The sequence below is a fragment of the Sinobacterium norvegicum genome (assembly GCF_923077115.1).
GTDB classification, from domain to species: Bacteria; Pseudomonadota; Gammaproteobacteria; order Pseudomonadales; family Sinobacteriaceae; genus Sinobacterium; species Sinobacterium norvegicum.
This window is the reverse complement of sequence record NZ_CAKLPX010000004.1, coordinates 255289-274419: the sequence shown is the minus strand read 5'-3', so window position 1 is coordinate 274419 and position 19131 is coordinate 255289. Positions and strand designations below refer to the sequence as shown.

Genomic DNA, 19131 nt, shown 5'->3' with positions numbered 1-19131 from the left:
CCACCGACGATCAAGGCATGCTAAGGCGTGGTTTTTTCCGTCGCTTGTTTAAACTGTCGCGGGGTCATTTGGCAGTACTTTTTAAACTGATTATAAAAACTCGACTGACTCTTAAAGCCGACACTCTCGGCGATGTCGGTCATTTTGCGCTGTCGCTGATCGGCATCAGATAACAGCTGCTTGGCGGCTTCGATACGGTAACGGTTAATCAACTCGTAGAAATTGGCCCCCGATTGAGTATTGATTAACTGACTTAAATCGTGGGGGCTGAGGGCCATTGACTCGGCCAATTGCGGCAGGGTTAAGTCGTCGGATAAAAAAGGTTTCTGCTCGGTCATCAGCTGTTCCAGTTGCCGCCAAAGCTCGCTTAACACGCTCTCATCCATGGCTGACTTAGCGTATTTTTTTGCCTCTATCCCCGCCTCATCGTTGGTCTTTTTGCTCTCACTATCGGCCATCACCCCCCGCACGGTGTCAGTAAAAATAACCGGCTGACGCATGCCGCCAATGGCGATAAATAAAATAACGCCGAAGTTCATAAACAGCACTAGATAAGATTTAGGCTCGACGGTGACGAGGCCAGCAATATAGGCTAAATCCAAGCCAAAGTGGAAGGCGGCAACGATAATGATAAAAACGATTAAGCCCCGCAGCCAACTGAGGTTTCGACTATCGACCAGCGAGAATGACTGCTCGATTTTTTTATTGTGCTCCTCCAGTTTCAGCAATGAAAACACCGCGTAAACCAAAATAACGCTGTTGACCAAAATATTAAAAATCGGTAACTGTTGCTGCCCGAAAAAACCAATCAGGTTGGTATTTTCACTGCCACTTTGCAGATACAGTAAAATAAATACGACTGCTGCCGGGAGCAAGGCTAAACTGTGCAGCCACTGATTACGTTGAAGATGAAAATCGGCCTCGGTTAATGCCCTTACATAGAGAAACAACACCGGCCCCTTTAACGCCAAGAATAACAGCGCAATATAGAACAGCGGCGGCAGGCTAATATCCGCCTTAGACAGGGTATACAGCGCCATCGGAATGGTGTTCAGGCCAACCAAAAGTGCCAATAAGGGGCTGGCTTTCCGGTTGCCGAAATTCAATGTCACAATCATAAAGCAGAGCAAAATTCCCTGCGACATGGCTGCAATTAATGCAACCGTTAACCAATCCATAATCCTGCCTTTACCATCTCTCGTGCCAATATTTTACCGCATATTTTGCAATAATGAATTGTGCCCGAGTTAGCCATTAAGCTCTAATAGAATTTTTTTCCGATAGGTATACAATCCACCCATAATTCATCAGCGACGAGCACACCCGTATGTCGATTACCAGCCATCACAATCAGCAAACTGTTTTTGGCATCACAGTACTCAACCCCAGTCATCCGGGGATTAAGAAACTGAAACAGGATTACCCGACCACAATTCATGGCGATAAGGTGTGGGACGCCTGCTACCTGTTAATGGCTTATTTTAATCGACAGCCACTACAAGCCAGCGACAAGGTGTTAGAGATTGGCTGCGGCTGGGGCTTATCGGGGATTTATCTCAACAAACGATTTGGCTGTGAGGTCACTGCGGTTGACGCCGATGCCGATGTTTTCCCCTATTTGCAACTACATGCAGCAGCCAATCAAGCCGAGATTACCACCCGCAAACAACGATTTGAGGACATTACTGAGGCAGAGCTGGCCACTTATGATGTGCTTATCGCCGCCGATGTCTGCTTTTGGGACGAGCTTAATCCGGTGCACTGCGCCTTAATAGACAAGGCAGTCGCCGCCGGTGTTGAGAAGATAGTTTACGCAGACCCCGAGCGCGAGCCGTTTATCGCTCTGGCTGAATACTGCGCCGATCAGCACTATGCCCAAGTATCGGCCAAGAGAATGCAGCGGCCAGTCGACGCCAAAGGCGCCCTGATGGTCATCAATAACGCCTGAATAAATCGGTGGCTGAACCTAGACTATTGAAAGGTTAACAGTTGCTCTGGGCAGTCGGTAAAGTCACGCAGGGTGTCGCCCAGGCGCGTGGCGCTGTCGATCACCGCCGGTGAATAGGTGTGGCAAACACCCTTCATCGTGGTGTCCTGCGACGCTGGACGCCCGGCAATACTGCTCATATCGTAACGGCGGGACTGACTGACAAAGTACGCTTTCTGCAAGGCGAAAGCCGCCTCGGCCTGATCGCCTTGATAACGCGAGCCAGCCCAGACGCTAAAGCCCCGATACAGCGTATTACCGTTCAACGCTGCCGGTTCGGTAACCGTCCACTGCAACACCTTCCAGCTCAGTACAGGCTCGCCATTTAACTGCGCCGTAATCCACTGGGGCTGATCATCCCGCTCATCGGGGGCGGAAAAGTCCCATACTCGCTCAACCAGACCACGCTGGCAGTGGACTATAGCCAGGGTGGTTAAGTCATAAATATGAGTGCAGTTAGCGGGTATATCCGACTGCTTGGCAATTTGCTGGGCGGTGTTATCAATGGCTAAACCAACCAGTTGCTTAATCGGTTCCACCGCACCAATACAGGTATCGAAGGGAGCCCGCAGCACAGTTGCCGTGATATTGGTCACCCGGCGTCCGTCGTGGGCGACGATAACACGAAAACCGTGGGCCACATCTTCGAGTTCGGCAACCACCCGGCCAACTTCGCCCTGCAATCGGATACGGCGGCGATAGACACCGCTGCCGTAGTCTGCATTGGATAACACACCCATCGGGTTTTCGTCTTGCAGCTTTGACACAGCTTTTACCTCGTATTGCTGATTTACTTCTTAATCATACCATTCAGCGTCTTGTGGCACTTCTCGCCGTAGGGTGGAATCATGCCGCCAAGGGCCTGTAGATTAATCTTGGTCTGGGTGTAAACAGCACGGGCATGGGAGAACGTCTTAAAGCCCTCGATGCCGTGATAACTCCCCATACCACTGGGGCCAATACCACCAAACGGTATATCTTCACAGCTGACGTGGACCAATACATCGTTAATGGTAACACCGCCGGAGGTGGTTTTATCCAGCACGGTGCGCACCTCTGCGCCGTTTTTATCGCCAAAGTAGTATAGCGCTAATGGTCGTGGCGCACTGTTGATATAGGCGATGGTCTCATTAACATCTTGATAGCTTTTGATACAAAGAACTGGACCAAACAGCTCCTCTTGCATTACCAACATATCGTCGGTGGGGTCGACTACCAGGGTCATTGGCAGCTTTTGTGTGCCCTTTTGCTGGCTAAAATCTTCATTGGCGGGGTTAATCTCACGAACATCGCCACCCCTGCTCTTGGCATCGTCAAGGTAGGAGATTAAGCGCTGCTGATGGCGACTGTTAATCACCGAGCTGTAATCCGGGTTGGTTACCATGGTGGGGAACATCTCCGTCACCTGGGCAGTCATCTCGGCGACCAATTGATCCTTCAACTCGACCGGTACAAAGACATAATCGGGCGATAGACACACCTGGCCGACGTTCAATACCTTGCCCGTCATAATCCGCTTGGCTGCCTCTTTTAAATCGGCACTGCGCGAGACGATAACCGGCGATTTACCACCCAACTCCAGGGTAACCGGTGTGAGGTTGGCGGCAGCCGCCGATAATACGTGGCGGCCGATGCTGGTGGCACCGGTGAAGATCAGGTGATCGAGCTTCAGTGCAGAGAAGGCGGCACCGGTTTCCGGTCCACCGAGGAAGCTGGCAATCTCCTCCTCTTTGAAATATTTCTTAAATAACGTGTCCATCAACGCGGCAGTCTTTGGTGTCACCTCAGAACATTTTACCGCGGCGCGGTTACCGGCGGCGATGACACCGGCCAGCGGCCCAATGACGGTTGTCAGCGGAAAGTTCCAGGTGCCCAAGACACCGACCACACCCTTGGGCTGGTATTCGATCCGGGCCTTGGCACCAAACAGACTCATTGGGAAGGGCGCCTTGCGCTTCTCGTTTTTCATCCATTTACCGAGATGCTTTTTAGTATGCTTGAGTACTTCCAAGTTAGAAAACACATCGGCCATCAGCGTTTGATGGCTGGAGCGGTGACCAAAATCGGCACTCATTGCGGCGACAAAATCATCCTTATGATCGTGTACCAAGGTAATTAAACGATCGAGTCGCTCGATACGGGTTTGGGCACTCACCTTCCCTTCGGCGATGTAGGCCAACCGTTGCTTGTCGACCACTGCGGCCATGGCTTGTGCACTTATTTCGATCGTCTGCTGCGCTGTCATCAGTCTCACCTTTAATGGGTTATGTTATTGTTATACGTTGGTTGTTCAGTTGGTATGCCACGCCAATAAGTAAGCGCCCACAAACCCTGTCATTATATTTCTTTCTGTATCTTGTTCACTATCCGTTGCTGCTGCTCTTGGTCTTGGCCGATATAGGTACACATCCAACTGTCGACCAGACCACCGTAGCGCTGCTCCAGCTGCTGTGGAATATCGTCGGGGTTTTCACACACCAGTACAAAGGCATTAAGCATCTCGTCATCGACCATATCGGTCATTTTCTGCCAGTCGCCCTGCTTCGATAACCGGGTAAAGTGGGGCTGCATATCACCCCAGCCATGAACGTCGAGTACCGGGCGATAAGCTGGGGTAGAGGCGTAAAAAGCCATCTGACTTTTCATCCGCATCAGGTTCTGCTCGAAAGCCTGTTCGTTGCTACCACTGGCCACCATTACCGGGCAGCAAATATCGAAATCAGCGCGGCTGCGCCCCTGTACAGCCAAGCCTTTTTCCACATTGGGAATCGTCGACTGACGAAGATACTCAGCGGTGGTAAAGCCGTGGGCAATCAGGCCATCACCTACCTCGGCGGCAACCTGGGTCATCAGCGGCCCAACACCGGCAATCTTAACCTTGGGAGCGCCAACACCGTTTTTATCCTCGGCGGTAAACATTGGTGTCATCAGCGTGTGCTGGTAAAACTCACCGTTAAAATCCAGAGGCTGCCCCTCATACCAACAGGCCCATATGGCACGCATGGCCTGCACAAACTCACGCATTCTTGCCGCCGGCGAACTCCACGGCATACTCATGCGACGAGTAATGTGGGGCTTAATTTGAGAGCCAATGCCGAGGGTAAAACGGCCTTGGCTGTACTGGTTAAGATCGTGGGCAATATTAGCGACGGTCATCGGATTACGCGCGAAGGCAACGGCAATTGATGTCATCAATTCCACTTTCTTGCTGTGTTCGGCCGCCAGCAGCAACGGGAAAAAAGGGTCGTTATTAATCTCGGCGGTAAACGCCGCGGTATAGCCCTGCTGCTCTATCTCTTTGATAGTGCTGGGCACTTGGGCTAAATTGTCGATTAAATTGCCGTAAACGCGCATGTGAACACCTGGGTTGCAAGGTTAAACCCGTCCGTCACTGCTGACGATTAGGTCGACTATAAGAACACCAGTGTAACCACAATTGCCCGACGACTGTTCGCCAAAAGAGGCGATAAAAGTTTAGATAAACCCACCCGTTAGATGCGCTTTGTATACCAGCCTTTAATTTTTGACAAAAAAAAGCCCAGCTGTGACGCTGGGCAAGGCTTGTTAATTTTCAGTACTGGGCGATTTGGTTCTGCTCACTCTAATGCCTCTCACCGTGACCCTTGTCGCTGTGACGTTGCTTTTTGTCGGCCACGAATTGGTCATATTGCTGCATTTGATCTGCGCTTAAAATGGTGGCCATTTTTGCCCTTTTTTCACCCTGCTTCGCCTGCCTAAACGACTTCATCTGCTCTTTGTTATTCTGCATCAGCGTCTTTAACTCACCCTGCTGCTGCTCGGTCAAATTGAGCGACTGAAAAAAATCGCCACGCTTTTGACGGTCACCATCCCGGCCTTTGTGGTGTTTTTCACGTTTCTCCATCTGCTTGTCCCAGCTCGCCAATTGATCTTCGTTCAATATCTTGGCAAGTTCTTGCCGCTGCTGTAGGCGATGTTGCTCCATCGTCGCCTTTCGCTCTTGCCGGGCCTCTTTCTGCAGCTCTTTCACCTGTGCCTGTTGTTGCTCAGTTAGGTTTAGGCTGCTGATAAAATCACTTTTTATCTGGTGATGATCTGGTCCGGCCATGGCGGCGATGGGCGCAATTAAAACCGCGCTGACAACAGTGGCTAAAATAATGTTTCTCATATTTTTTCCTATACGGTTTAAGAGTCAGTCGATGATGTTTCGATGTTGAAATATTAGCGCGGCTTATTGCAAAAAAAACGCATGGAATATGCAAACACTGTGCAACATGTCAGCAAATTTAATCCAATTGCTCGTACTTATAACCGACGCCATATACTGAATGAATCAACTCTTGCGAGCCTGCAACCTCGGTTATTTTCCTGCGTAGCTTTTTGATGTGACTGTCGATGGTGCGATCCGATACCACTCTATTATCACTGTAAATCACCGACATCAATTGGTTGCGCGATAGTATCCTGCCCGGGCTATCTGCCAACGCCTTTAGCAGTTGAAACTCCACCGCGGTTAAGTCGAGTCGCTGATTTTTAAACAGCGCCACATAACTGCCCTCATCCAGGCTTAGCGGTGATGTCGAAACCGGTGGTGTCACCGGCTGAGTTCGACGCAATACCGCTTTTACCCGCGCGACCACCTCTCTTGGGCTAAAGGGTTTGCAGATGTAATCATCAGCACCTAACTCCAGGCCGAGCAGGCGATCAATCTCCTCAACCTTTGCCGTCACCATAATGATAGGTACTGTGCTTTGTTGACGTATATGTTTGCAGACCTCCAAACCCGACAGCCCTGGCAACATCAAATCCAGCAGCACCAGTGACGGCTGATATTGCTCGAAGGCTGCAACAGCTGTATCTCCACGCTCTACAATAGTCGCCTCATAACCGTCAGCCGTCAGGTAATCCTGCAGCAACATCGCAAGCTTGGGTTCGTCTTCAACGATTAAGATTTTATTCATCACGTTCACTCCCCCCTATGATTTTTTTGATTGTCATCCACCACGTCACCAAGAGGGATTACCAACTGCCAGCATAGGCCACCCAAGAGGGAGTGACTGGGGGTCAGGGTAAAGCCATGCCCGTCACAGATGGATTTTACAATGGCCAAACCTAAGCCACTGCCGCCGAACGCTCTATTTCTTGAGTTTTCCGCTCGGTAGAGACGCTCTGTTAGGTGCGGTAAATCCTGTGCGCTTACTCCCGGGCTGGAGTCTTGCCACAGTACTTCGATCGTCTCGGCATGTACACTGACCACAACCTGAAGGCTGCCGCCTGTCTCGGTATAACGCAGTGTATTTTGTAATAGATTGCTAAACAGCTGTTTTAACCGTTTGCTATCGGCATAGATATCAGGGGTTTCAATAGCGTTGTATTGCACATCGATGACAGCCTTTCTTTCCTGCTGTGCCAACAACAAAACAGAGGATAATATCTCGCTGACATTGCAGTCCATCATCTGATAATTCAGCGCACCTTGATCGACATTTGATAATTCTTTTAAGTCATCTACCAACAGTGTTAAGTGGCTGACCTCTTGCTGCAGCGATTCCAAATTCATTTTGTTCATCGGCCTGACACCGTCGACCATGGCCTCTATCTCACCTTTTAAAATAGCCAGCGGAGTCCGTAGCTCATGGGCAATATCCGCCACCCAGCGCTGCCTGCCCAACTGGCTTTGCCGCAGCGACTCGGCTAATACATTAATAGTATTCGATAAGGTGTTTAGCTCTTCACCGCCCTTGCCGGTTGCTCGTACCTGATAATTACCAGCTGCAATTTTCTTGGTCACCTCTGCCATCGACTTCAGTGGCCTCGATAATCGCCCAGCGATAAAAAAGGCCATGATAATAGAGGTAATAAATATACCCAGGGCAATAAAAATAAAATTATTTCGCTGTTGATTAATAAATAAACGGTCAATGCTACTGGCGAGCTCTGTATGCTGACGAAAGCCTAAGTAACCGACGGCATGGTCATCCAAATCAATAGCCACGGTCACTAAATCCTCAATCGCGATATGAGAAGGCCCAACAATCACCTGTTTTTTTTCATCGAGCAACAGGAAGCGAGTATTACTCTTACCCAACAAGTCGGTTGGTCGTGGTTGTTTGTGGCGATGCGATAGCCTGCCCGTATCATGCTCTTTACCATCAGGGCTGAATTGCGATTTGGCATGACCTTCTACATCAGAGAAGCGATAGATATATTTCATCCACTCACGCTTGCTGTCGGCAAAGCGCTGCCACGAATGATGAGTGTGATAGTAGCCGGAGAGATTGGCAGCAAGTTTCTCTGCCCTCGAAGCTTGGGACTGGTTAAGATAATCGAGAAAACCACGATCAAGACTGACAGTGCTGAGCCCAATGGTAACAATCAGCATCAACGTATTAATCGAAAGAATCGTCAATAGAAGGCGGTATTTTAATTTTTTAACAAACATACGATAGCGTATTTAAAGGATCGACAGCTTTAGAGTAATAGACTATGACAACAATAGACATAGCCATGCCACCACTTCCACATTGTTTCCTTAGTCTATTATTTTTTCCTAAGCTGGCAGTGCATGCTCAACCTTATTGGCATGATCTTCAGCAAAGTAGCTATATATCATCGGCAATATGAAGAGGGTAAACAATGTTCCCACTGTCATGCCCACACTAATCACCAAGCCAATAGAGAAGCGACTCTCTGCCCCTGCGCCACTGGCAGTCACCAGTGGTAATACCCCGACAACCATGGCTGCCGTTGTCATCAACACTGGCCTTAAGCGAATAGACGCGGCTTCCAATATGGCCTCTCGCCGATCCATACCCTGACGCTGCAAACCATTGGCAAAATCGACAATCAAAATACCGTGCTTACTGATCAAGCCCACCAGTGTCACCAAACCTACCTCGGTATATATATTCAACGTGGCTACGCCAAAATAGAGTGGCAGCATGGCGCCAAAAATAGACAGCGGCACGGTGGTGAGAATAACGCAGGGGTCTCGGAAGCTTTCAAACTGTGCCGCCAAAACCAGAAAGATAATTATAAAAGCGAGGGCAAAAGTGACCAGCAACGACTGGCCCTCCTGTAAAAATTGGCGCAATTGGCCAGAGGAGTCGATGGTATAACTCGCCGGCAATATCTCCTTGGCCTTGGCCTGCATAAACGCATAGGCCTCACCAATACTGACGCCAGGCATCATCTTCCCCTCTATCATCGCGCTATTTAACTGCTGGAACTGATTCACCGCTGAAGGTTGAATGGTCTGCTTTACGGAGACAATAGAAGACATTGGCACCATCGCACCGCTGACCGATTTAACATAGTAATTCTCTAACGCCTTTCGATCTAAGCGGTCCAGTTGTTTCACCTCGCTGATGACTTGATAGCTCCGACCATTCAACGAGAAATAATTAATAAAACCCTCACTTAAGAATACTTTTAGTACATCACCGATTGCACTTGCCGTCACACCTAATTGCGCAGCCTTATCTCGATCAATATTTATTTCAATTTGTGGTTTATTTATTTTTAAATCATTTTTTGAAAAAATAAATTTACCGCTTTTTTCAGCTGCAACCTTTAAATTCTCTGCATATTGATACATGGTTTCATAGCTATCAATTGGCGACTTAATAACCATCTGGAAAGGCAGACCCTGTGGTGTACCCGGCAAATCTGGCGGCGAAAATGTATACAGCTGCAAGCCCGGCATGGTTTGTAATTCTATCTGCATATCTTTAATTAATTGCTGGGCCGTACGATCACGCTCATCCCAGGGCTTGAGAACATCCAAACCAAAGAAAGTACTATTGTTCTTATAGCCATTAACCGCCATCGTCATTTTTGTTTCTGGGTTTTTGGTAAACACCTCCACTATGGGGTTGCTGTATTTATACACATAATCGGTATTAGCATAATTAGGGCCGGTTCCCATTGCCAACACAACACCTTGATCTTCTTGCGGCGCCAACTCCTGAGCGGTGTTAACAAACATATAGACCAACGAAATTAAAATTGTCGCAGCCACCGGCCAAACAAAGGCACGATTATCAAGCAGGTACGAAAGCAGCTTGTTATATTTGTTTTTTAATGCTTCTAAAACAGTATCAATCTTCTTCACCAACGGTGTTTCGAGAGACTCTTTCGATAACATTTTTGAACACATCATTGGCGACAAGGTTAAGGCTATGATGCCTGAAATAATAACTGATCCCGCCAAGGTAAAGGCAAACTCAGTAAATAACTTACCGGTTAACCCTCCCATAAACCCAATGGGGGCATAAACAGCTGCCAGGGTAATCGTCATCGTGATGACCGGGCCGGCAATTTCTCGGGCACTCAGTACCGCAGCATCGAAGGGCGCCGCCCCTTCTTCGAGATGACGAAAGGTATTCTCTACCACCACAATGGCATCATCGACTACCAAGGATATTGCCAACACCATGGCCAGCAGAGTTAATAAATTAATGCTAAAACCCAACGACAACATCAAAAACAGTGTGCCAATAATCGAAAGTGGAATAGTAATAATTGGGATTAGAATGGCTCTGAATGCGCCTAGAAACATAAAAACAACTATAATAACAATGACCAAGGCTTCAACAAACGTATGTAAAACATCGTCGATTGAGGCGGTGATATACTCGGTCGAATCATAGATAACGGTGGCTGTCATCGTCGGCGGCAAGCTGCCGATGACGTCATCCATCACACCATAAATCCCTTTGATAACATCCAGAGGGTTGGAGTCGGAGGTGTTTGATATTGCAACGGTGATATTCTTTTTACCATTTGAAAACACCATGTCGTCATAGTTATCCGAGCCCAATTCGACTGTGGCGACATCACTGATCTTGATAAACTTTCCTTTATTCTGACGCACAACAATATTTTCAAACTGTGAAATATCCTGCAAATCAGTGTGGGCATTAATATTTATTTCAATAAGATTATTTTTCAAACGACCAGCGGCACTGACGGCATTATTTTTCTTGATTGCATTCTCAACATCTTCAGCCGAAATGCCATTTCCTGCCATTTTTAGTGGGTCTAGCCATATTCGCATAGCGAAGTCTTTCTGCCCCAGAAGTTGAATATTATTAACACCGTTGACAGTAGAAAAAATGGGCTGAGCGACACGACTGACAAAATCAGATATTTGTTGGGCCTCTAGACCCTCGCTGGCAAAGGAGATATATACCACCGGCGATTGTGAGCTAGATTTCAAAATTGAAGAATCCTGTACACCCTGGGGTAATCGATACTTAACCTGTTGTACCAGTGACAACACCTCAGTCAATGCCTTGTCTGTGGAATAATCCAGCTTTAAGTACAGTGTAATCGTCGACATGCCCATGGTGCTTTCTGACAGCATATAATCGACACCCTCTGTCTGCGCTACCATTTGCTGAATCGGCTGTGTCACATAGCCTTGGACATTGGTCGGGCTGGCACCGGGATAGGTGGTAGCAATGGTAATAATGCCAGTTTCCATCACCGGGTATTGACGGATTTGTAAATCCTCAAAGGCTTTAAGCCCCAGCACCAAAATAACCAGACTGATCACCGTAGCCAATACCGGGCGCTGAACAAATAAGTCGGTAAACTTCATTGTTTAATTACTCCCCGGCAGATGATTGTTTACTGGCATCATTATTTACGATGACGCGGGCTTTATTTTTTAGTTGCTGCTGATTAGAAGTCACCACAATATCCCCCGGTTGAATATCCCCCGATACCCCTGCCCGATCTGCTTTAAACATCACCACATCAATTGTTTTTCGCTCTGCGATATAAATATAAAATTCGCCGGTGGCATTCTTTTCATCGGTTTTAGTCAACGTAAAAACTGAGTCCCCGTAGAGCGAATAACTGACCGCCACATTGGGCAGCGGAATAATCTCATTTTTCTGCTCAGTCTCCACTTTTACGGTCACATACATACCGGGTAAAAAGTCGCCGCCGCTGTTATCAAGCAGCGCTCGAACACTGATATTGCGAGATTCTTGGTCGACTATATTGTCGATGGCAATAATCTTGGCACTGAATTCACTCCCTTTAAACGCATCGCTATAAACCTTGACTTCTTCACCCATTTTCAATAACGGTAAATTTGTCGCCGGTGTAGTGAAGTCAACGAATAAAACGTCGAGGTTTTGCAACGAAATAATGGCCTGCCCTGGGGTCAAATAATCACCGAGGTTAACCATTCTGATACCAACGACACCAGAAAAAGGTGCCTTGATTGCCATGTAATCAATGGTTGTCTCAATACCTTTAATACTGGCCTTATCATGGGCGAGTTTTGCCGTTGCCCTATCGAGGTCAGACTGCGAAATATTATTGGTCTTACGCAGCTCTTTTTTTCGCTTATAGTCAACTTCAGATAACTGCAAACTGGCTTTTGAGCTTTCTAATTCTGCCTGGGTCAGGCTGTCATCCAACTGTATTAGCAGCTGCCCCTGCTCGACTTTTTCGCCAGAACTAAAGTTAATTGACAACAATTGCCCCGATACCTGGGGCGTGACATTAACCCCCTGCGAGGCAACGATAGCCCCCACCGCCTGCAACTCTTTCACCCAAACATCGGTACTGGCAGACACCGTGGTCACGCTGACCGGCGGCGGGCTATAGTCAGCCAGCTTATCGGCAATAATGCCCTGCTTAACGTGTTGAAAGCCAAATATGAGTACCACGACAAGTGCCACAAAGGCGGCGGTGAAAATGCTCATTTTGCGTGACATTTAACTATCCTTAGTGTTATCCAGTGACCTAGGCTCGGTTAAAGTGATGCTTTATCCGAACCTAATGCTTAACAATATCTTATATTTATTCTTTATATCTTAGCTGTAAGTTGGCTAAAAGAAATACATCATGCCCAGATTGACGCTGTTGACCTCGCTGTCATAAAAGTCGATATCTGAGTCCTCCTCATAATAGGCAATGCTCAGCAGCGCCTTCCAGTCCTTCATCTCGAAGGGCTCCTCATAATATAGATTAGAGGTAAAACCATAGGACACGGTATCCTGGCTGGTATCGAATACAGGGTTGACCTGATCGTACTCCGCCGAGCTGTATTGCGCATTGGTCACCCAGGTCCAGGGCAGGTTTTTATAAATATACGTTAGCTGTGCACCGACACGCTGATTCGACATCGCTTCGCCGTCACGCTGGTCATCGGTATAGACAAGTTGTGGCACCAGTAGATGCCCCTTGGCCAAGGGTAACAAAACACTGACTTCTATTTCATCCATCCTACCGTTGCGATCCAGCATAGCCTGATCCTCAACGGTAAAATCAGCGCTGAGTAAGGACTCGCCGCTGCTTTCATCTTGAATATCGACCTCAGTACTCTCGTAGCTTATTTGAAATGGCGACTTGAAAATACGATCCCAGGTGACCTCATAGCCATTGCTAATACGTCGCGTATCACTGCGCTCGCCACTGGTGTCAAACGGGTCTTCCCAGACATTAATCTCAAGACCGGAATAGGTTGCCGAGACACCGAATAAGCCAACAGTACTGATCTGTTGGCGAATACCGGCCTGCTGCTTTAAATCGTATCGCAGGCGATCTTCGAGGATATTACCCACGAAGACCTGCGTTTGTGTCTCCGCCCAGGTGTATTTCACCTCACCGGATAAGATAGCCTGACCATAGGAGGTGCTGCTCGCCGCGCCGAGGTCATCAATACTGCTGTCGGCGATTTCATTAAAGCGAGTACCGGCAATCGTATTGGTTTGCATCGACACAGCGCCGGCGCCCACAATGAGGTATCCACTGGTACCTGTTTCTTTCGGCAGTGGTTCCAAAGCATATACCGACAGAGGTAACAGAGTGACGGCAATTGTTATCAATTGATTCATTATACCCCCTCGATGTTGGTCACTTTTGTGCCAGTTTCTTTTGCCAAAACAACGCGTGACCGTGTTCATCACCGAGCTCATATCCTGCAAAGCCAAATTTTTCATAGGCACGCTGAGCAATTGGGTTGCCGGTCAATACCTCCAGCGTTAACTTGCAGCAACCGCGCTCAATTGCCACCTGCTCAACTTTCTCCAGCATGATCGTGGCAATGCCCTTGCCCCGAGCACTCTGATCAACAGTGACATCGTGTATATTGATTAATGGTTGGCAGGCAAAAGTAGACAAGGTCTGGAAACAATTAATCAAGCCCACTGCGGTCTTACCATCATAGGCCAACACCGTGAACGCCAATGGATACTCAGCCAGTTTAGCCGGCAGGTTTTGTTGACAGTATTCAGACAACGGCTCTGCTCCGCCAAATTCATCCAGCGCATAGTTATTTAATAGTTGAACAATGGCTTTGCCATGGTCAGGGTTATGGTAGTCAGCAATCAGAGTTGTTATCAGAGTCATAGTCATTCACGGTAGTTATCATCAAGAAGCGGGTTTACCAACATTGCAGAAGCTGGCGGCCTGTTTATAGTATGGCTGTACTGTTACGCTACCATAACAGATTCCAACCACTTCTGAGTTTGATATGTATCACTGCTATAGCCAGCTGAAATTCCGACTAATTCTCCCTCATCCTTATGGGTTTAGTTTGCTGTACTCAGGCTATCCGGTGGTTATAATTTAGACCAAATATTGTCACATCCCTAACAATCAATGGAGAGTCTTAATGAACAATATCGCCGTAATACTATCGGGCTGCGGATATCTCGATGGCGCCGAGATCAGAGAGTCAGTACTGGCACTGTTGGCCCTCGATACCGCTGGCGTCCCGTATAAGATCTTTGCCCCTAACAAGCAGCAACACCATGTGGTGGATCACCTCAAGGGCGAGGAGGTCACGGGAGAAAGCAGAAATGTACTGTTGGAGTCGGCGCGTATCGCCCGCGGTGATATTCAGGATATTGCTGAGTTAGATATCAAAGATTTTGATGCCCTGGTAATGCCCGGCGGCTTCGGCGTCGCAAAGAACATGTGCTCTTTTGCCTTCGACGGCAGCGCCGCGTCTGTCGATGACAGCTTGTTAGACATAGTCAAAGCCTTCAAAGCCGCGGCCAAGCCTATTGGTGCCATCTGTATAGCCCCAGCTTTTATCGCCCTCGCGGTTGGCGAGCACAACCCGACGCTGACCATTGGCGACGATCAGGAAACCGCCGCAGAGCTAGAGAAACTCGGCGCCAAACATCAGCATTGCGCCACCACCGACTGTGTTATCGACGAGGCCAACAAGATTGTCACCACCCCGGCTTATATGGATGACAGCGCCAAGTTATCGGATGTCTATATCGGTATCTCTAAGCTTATCCAAGGCGTTATCCGCCTGGCTTGATAGCCAATTTACCCCCAGCCACTGAAACAGGTTGGGGGTAAGCCTGTTGATTACTACTATTCAACGGTGACCGATTTAGCCAAATTGCGTGGTTGATCAACATCGGTGCCTTTTAGCACGGCAACATGATAAGACAGCAGCTGCAGTGGTACCGTGTATATAATCGGTTCAATCACCGAGGCGACTGTCGGCATGTGCACGCTGATCAAGCCTGGGCCAGAGCTCAGGCCTGTGTTCACATCGGCAAAGACAAAGAGTTCGCCGCCACGGGCAGCCACCTCCTCAAGGTTAGACTTGAGCTTTTCGATCAATTCGTTGTTCGGCGCCACCGCGACAATTGGCATATCGGCATCGACCAGTGCTAAAGGACCATGCTTCAACTCACCCGCAGGGTAAGCCTCGGCGTGAATATAAGATATCTCTTTGAGCTTTAACGCCCCCTCCATGGCAACCGGATACTGGGCACCACGACCGAGGAATAATGAGTGATTTTTGTCTGCAAAGTGCTCGGACTTGCGCTTGATTTCGGCGTCCAAGGTCAGCGTACTCTCTATCGCCTCAGGCAAACTGTGCAGGGCTGCAACCATTTCGGCCTCGGCTTCGGCGGTCAAACCATGGCGCCTGCCCAGGGCAATGGTCACCAGTAACAAGGCAACCAGCTGGGTGGTAAAGGCCTTGGTCGACGCCACGCCAATCTCTGGGCCGGCCTCGGTCATAATGGCCAGGTCAGACTCTCTCACCAGCGAGCTTTGCGCCACATTACAGATCGCCAGCGACGAGGCGTAACCCAGCGTCTTCGCCAGGCGTAAGGCAGCCAAGGTGTCGGCGGTTTCTCCAGACTGCGAGATGGTGACAAACAGGCTGTTTTTAGGCACGACAAACTTGCGGTAACGAAATTCTGAGGCCACCTCGACACTACAGGGGACGCCGGCAATTTCTTCCAGCCAGTATCGCGCTACCAGGCCCGAGTGATAGCTGGTACCACAGGCGACGATTTGTACGTGCTCTGCCCGATCCAAAATCGCTTTGGCCTCGGTACCAAAGGCCTGCTCCAAAATCTTATCCTTGCTGATGCGGCCCTGTAGAGTGTTTTTAATCACCTTCGGCTGCTCATAGATTTCCTTCAGCATATAGTGTCGGTACTCGCCCTTGTCGGCAGCATCGAGCTTATCGCTGATAGAAACCGTGGCGCGAATCACCGGTTCATCGGCCTCATCCCAAATCAGATAGCCATTGCTGTTAACACAGGCAATATCTCCCTCCTCGAGATAGATAAAGCGGTCGGTGACCTGGCGTAGCGCCAATTGATCGGAGGCGATAAAATTCTCGCCAATACCGACACCAATGACCAGTGGGCTGCCCGAGCGGGCGCAGATGATTTTGTCCGGCTCAGCCAGGCTGATAACCGCCAGACCAAAGGCTCCATCCAGCTCATTAATAGAGGCCTTGACCGCGGCTAATAGATCGAGTCCTGTTGCTATTTTGCTGTCAACAAGATGAACAATAGTTTCTGTATCGGTCTGCGATTGAAACACATAACCAGCATCCGTTAACTGTTCACGCAACTGCTCGTGATTTTCAATAATGCCATTATGAACCAGCGCTATTCTGTTTTTCGACAGATGCGGGTGGGCATTCTCTTCACTCGGCTTACCGTGCGTGGCCCAGCGTGTATGGGCAATACCGGTACCACCGCCCAGCGGTGATTCAGTCAGTGCCTGAGACAATACCTCCACCTTGCCAAGACGCTTGGTGACACCAATTTGACCATTATTCAGCACTGCCACGCCGGCAGAATCATAGCCGCGATACTCTAAACGTCGTAAACCCTCGACAAGAATATCACTGACCTCTCTTTTCGCTACCGCGCCAACTATTCCACACATACTTTTTTCCTTTCACACTTTCTGTTACAGGGCTTGGCTGCTTATGGTTTTTTCACCGGACGTTGCCAATTGCTGATATTACGCTGCTTGGCCCTGGCCACGGCTAGTTCTTGTTCACCCACATTGCTGGTCACCGTTGCCCCCGCCCCCACGGTGGCCATGGCACCAATCTTAACCGGCGCCACCAACGAGGAATTTGAGCCGATAAATGCATTATCCCCTATCTCTGTTTTCGATTTATTCACACCATCGTAATTACAGGTGATGGTGCCAGCACCAATATTGGCTGATTTGCCGATTTCTGCATCACCGATATAACTCAGATGATTGACCTTTGAACCCTCGCCAATTCGTGCTTTCTTGGTCTCGACAAAGTTGCCTATCTTGGCCTTGTTAGCCAGTATTGTACCGGGGCGCAGACGGGCAAAAGGACCTATATCACAGTGTTCACCAACCACGGCCTGCTCCAATACGCTGTTGGCCTTTATTACCGTGTTATCACCAATTGTGCTATCGGTGATGAAACAGTTGGGCTCAATCACCACATTGTTGCCAATGCTGACGGTACCGACAAATACACAGTTCACATCGATGGTAACATCTGTGCCTGTTGTCACCGTACCGCGGACATCGACTCTGGCTGGATCAAACAAGGTCGCACCATTAATCATCAGCTGCTCTGCTTGTAAGCGCTGATAACAGCGCTCTAATTCGGCCAACTGAACACGGTTGTTTGCCCCCATAACCTCATCGACAGAATCCGGGTGACTGGCAATAACCTCAATGCCATCGGCGGCGGCCATGGCGATAATATCGGTGAGGTAATATTCCCCCTGGGCGTTATTATCGGATAATTGTGGCAGCCAACGCTTCAACTGCTTGCCACGGACTGCCATCACACCGGTATTGATCTCTTTAACTGCTAACTGCTCGCTATTGCCATCTTTTTGCTCAACGATGGCCACGATACTGTTGCTGTCGTTACGCATAATACGGCCATAACCGGTGGGGTCATCCATTATCACCGTTAACAGCGCCATCGATTGCTCTGACACATCGTTGGCTAAGGCGCTAAAAGTTTCAGCCTTGATCAGCGGGCCATCGCCATAGCAGATCAGTACGACAGAATCATCACTGAGATGATCCATCGTCATCTGTACCGCATGCCCGGTGCCCAACTGTTGTAGTTGCTCAACCCAGTTAATTGACGTCTCTTCACTGAACTGTGCCCGTACTTTATCGGCGCCATGGCCGACAACAACATTGAGCTTGCGGGCACCAATCTGCTTGCAGGTATCGATAACATGGCCAACCATCGGCTTACCAGCCACCGGGTGTAAGATCTTCGGCAGTGCCGACTTCATTCGCGTGCCCTGGCCGGCGGCGAGAATAACTATATCTAGATTCACGGTGTTGGCTTCCATATTCACAAAATTAATAACTGCTAAGTGTAACTGTTTACTGGCTAAATAAGAATTTCAGGCATAAAAAAAGGTGGCCTAAGCCACCTCATTTGTCCTAAAGCAGTAAAATTAATTACTTGCCCATCTTACGCTTAATCTGTTCGATTGTGCGTAACTGAGCAGTTGCTTCAGCTAAGCGTGTTGCCGCCTGCGAGTAATCGAAATCACCCGCCTGGTCAGCGATAGCTTCCTGAGCCTGTTTAATAGCCTCATTCGCTGCCGCTTCATCAACATCGTGTGCTCGAATTGCCGTGTCTGCAAGAACCGATACCACACCAGGCTGTACCTCAAGGTAACCGCCAGAGATGTAGTAGACTTCTTCTTCACCGCCGTTCTTAACAACACGAATTGGGCCTGGTATCAGGCGAGTAAGTAACGGAGAGTGGCCATAGCCAACCCCCAAATTACCCATTTCACCTGACGCCACTACCATTTCAGCAAGGCCAGAAAAAAGCTCTTCTTCTGCGCTAACAATATCGCAATGGATAGTCATCGTCATATGCTTTGCCTCTATAAGAC

16 protein-coding genes are annotated in these 19131 nt (G+C 48.8%); 2 read left to right on the top strand and 14 right to left on the bottom strand.

Annotated features, from left to right (window positions below):
* Positions 1–20: 20 nt before the first annotated feature.
* Positions 21–1178, bottom strand: coding sequence for a helix-turn-helix domain-containing protein (locus L9P87_RS15840; RefSeq protein ID WP_237445735.1), 1158 nt, complete (start codon positions 1176–1178; stop codon positions 21–23).
* 149 nt (positions 1179–1327) lie between these two features.
* On the opposite strand from L9P87_RS15840, the gene L9P87_RS15835 reads away from it, so the two are divergent.
* Entirely contained in the window at positions 1328–1948 is a 621-nt protein-coding gene (locus tag L9P87_RS15835) for a class I SAM-dependent methyltransferase (RefSeq protein ID WP_237445734.1), read from the top strand.
* A gap of 23 nt (positions 1949–1971) precedes the next feature.
* On the opposite strand, the gene L9P87_RS15830 is transcribed toward L9P87_RS15835, so the two are convergent.
* The 10 genes from L9P87_RS15830 to L9P87_RS15785 all read right to left on the bottom strand — a co-directional run bounded on the left by L9P87_RS15830 (position 1972) and on the right by L9P87_RS15785 (position 14338).
* On the bottom strand, positions 1972–2754 hold the full coding sequence (locus L9P87_RS15830; RefSeq protein WP_237445733.1) for a DUF2889 domain-containing protein: 783 nt from the start codon (positions 2752–2754) through the stop codon (positions 1972–1974).
* Between the two features lie 23 nt (positions 2755–2777).
* Positions 2778–4232: a coniferyl aldehyde dehydrogenase gene (locus L9P87_RS15825; protein WP_237445732.1), complete on the bottom strand. Its 1455-nt coding sequence runs from the start codon at positions 4230–4232 to the stop codon at positions 2778–2780.
* A 92-nt stretch (positions 4233–4324) separates the two neighbouring features.
* Entirely contained in the window at positions 4325–5341 is a 1017-nt protein-coding gene (locus tag L9P87_RS15820; protein ID WP_237445731.1) for a TIGR03617 family F420-dependent LLM class oxidoreductase, read from the bottom strand.
* Positions 5342–5588: 247 nt separating this feature from the next.
* On the bottom strand, positions 5589–6134 hold the full coding sequence (locus L9P87_RS15815; RefSeq protein WP_237445730.1) for a hypothetical protein: 546 nt from the start codon (positions 6132–6134) through the stop codon (positions 5589–5591).
* Between the two features lie 118 nt (positions 6135–6252).
* Positions 6253–6930 (bottom strand): response regulator, encoded by a 678-nt coding sequence (locus tag L9P87_RS15810; protein ID WP_237445729.1) that lies wholly within the window; start codon positions 6928–6930, stop codon positions 6253–6255.
* Between the two features lie 2 nt (positions 6931–6932).
* A complete protein-coding gene (locus L9P87_RS15805) occupies positions 6933–8408 on the bottom strand; it encodes an ATP-binding protein (protein ID WP_237445728.1) in 1476 nt (491 codons plus the stop codon).
* 108 nt (positions 8409–8516) lie between these two features.
* On the bottom strand, positions 8517–11570 hold the full coding sequence (locus L9P87_RS15800; protein ID WP_237445727.1) for an efflux RND transporter permease subunit: 3054 nt from the start codon (positions 11568–11570) through the stop codon (positions 8517–8519).
* A gap of 7 nt (positions 11571–11577) precedes the next feature.
* Positions 11578–12702 (bottom strand): efflux RND transporter periplasmic adaptor subunit, encoded by a 1125-nt coding sequence (locus L9P87_RS15795; RefSeq protein WP_237445726.1) that lies wholly within the window; start codon positions 12700–12702, stop codon positions 11578–11580.
* Positions 12703–12816: 114 nt separating this feature from the next.
* Positions 12817–13824 carry a DUF2860 family protein gene (locus L9P87_RS15790; RefSeq protein WP_237445725.1) on the bottom strand — a complete coding sequence of 336 codons (1008 nt, stop codon included), beginning with the start codon at positions 13822–13824 and terminating at the stop codon, positions 12817–12819.
* 19 nt (positions 13825–13843) lie between these two features.
* Complete coding sequence (locus tag L9P87_RS15785) at positions 13844–14338, bottom strand: GNAT family N-acetyltransferase (protein ID WP_237445724.1); 495 nt, start codon at positions 14336–14338, stop codon at positions 13844–13846.
* Between the two features lie 265 nt (positions 14339–14603).
* Between L9P87_RS15785 and elbB the strand changes: the two genes are divergently transcribed.
* Complete coding sequence (elbB, locus tag L9P87_RS15780) at positions 14604–15263, top strand: isoprenoid biosynthesis glyoxalase ElbB (RefSeq protein WP_237445723.1); 660 nt, start codon at positions 14604–14606, stop codon at positions 15261–15263.
* Between the two features lie 56 nt (positions 15264–15319).
* Here the strand turns inward: elbB and glmS are convergent, their stop codons facing one another.
* The 3 genes from glmS to L9P87_RS15765 form a co-directional block, all read right to left on the bottom strand.
* Entirely contained in the window at positions 15320–17149 is a 1830-nt protein-coding gene (glmS, locus tag L9P87_RS15775) for a glutamine--fructose-6-phosphate transaminase (isomerizing) (protein ID WP_237445722.1), read from the bottom strand.
* Between the two features lie 41 nt (positions 17150–17190).
* Positions 17191–18558, bottom strand: a complete 1368-nt coding sequence (glmU, locus tag L9P87_RS15770; protein WP_290368523.1) for a bifunctional UDP-N-acetylglucosamine diphosphorylase/glucosamine-1-phosphate N-acetyltransferase GlmU — start codon at positions 18556–18558, stop codon at positions 17191–17193.
* 127 nt (positions 18559–18685) lie between these two features.
* Positions 18686–19111 (bottom strand): F0F1 ATP synthase subunit epsilon, encoded by a 426-nt coding sequence (locus L9P87_RS15765; protein ID WP_237445721.1) that lies wholly within the window; start codon positions 19109–19111, stop codon positions 18686–18688.
* Positions 19112–19131: the final 20 nt, after the last annotated feature.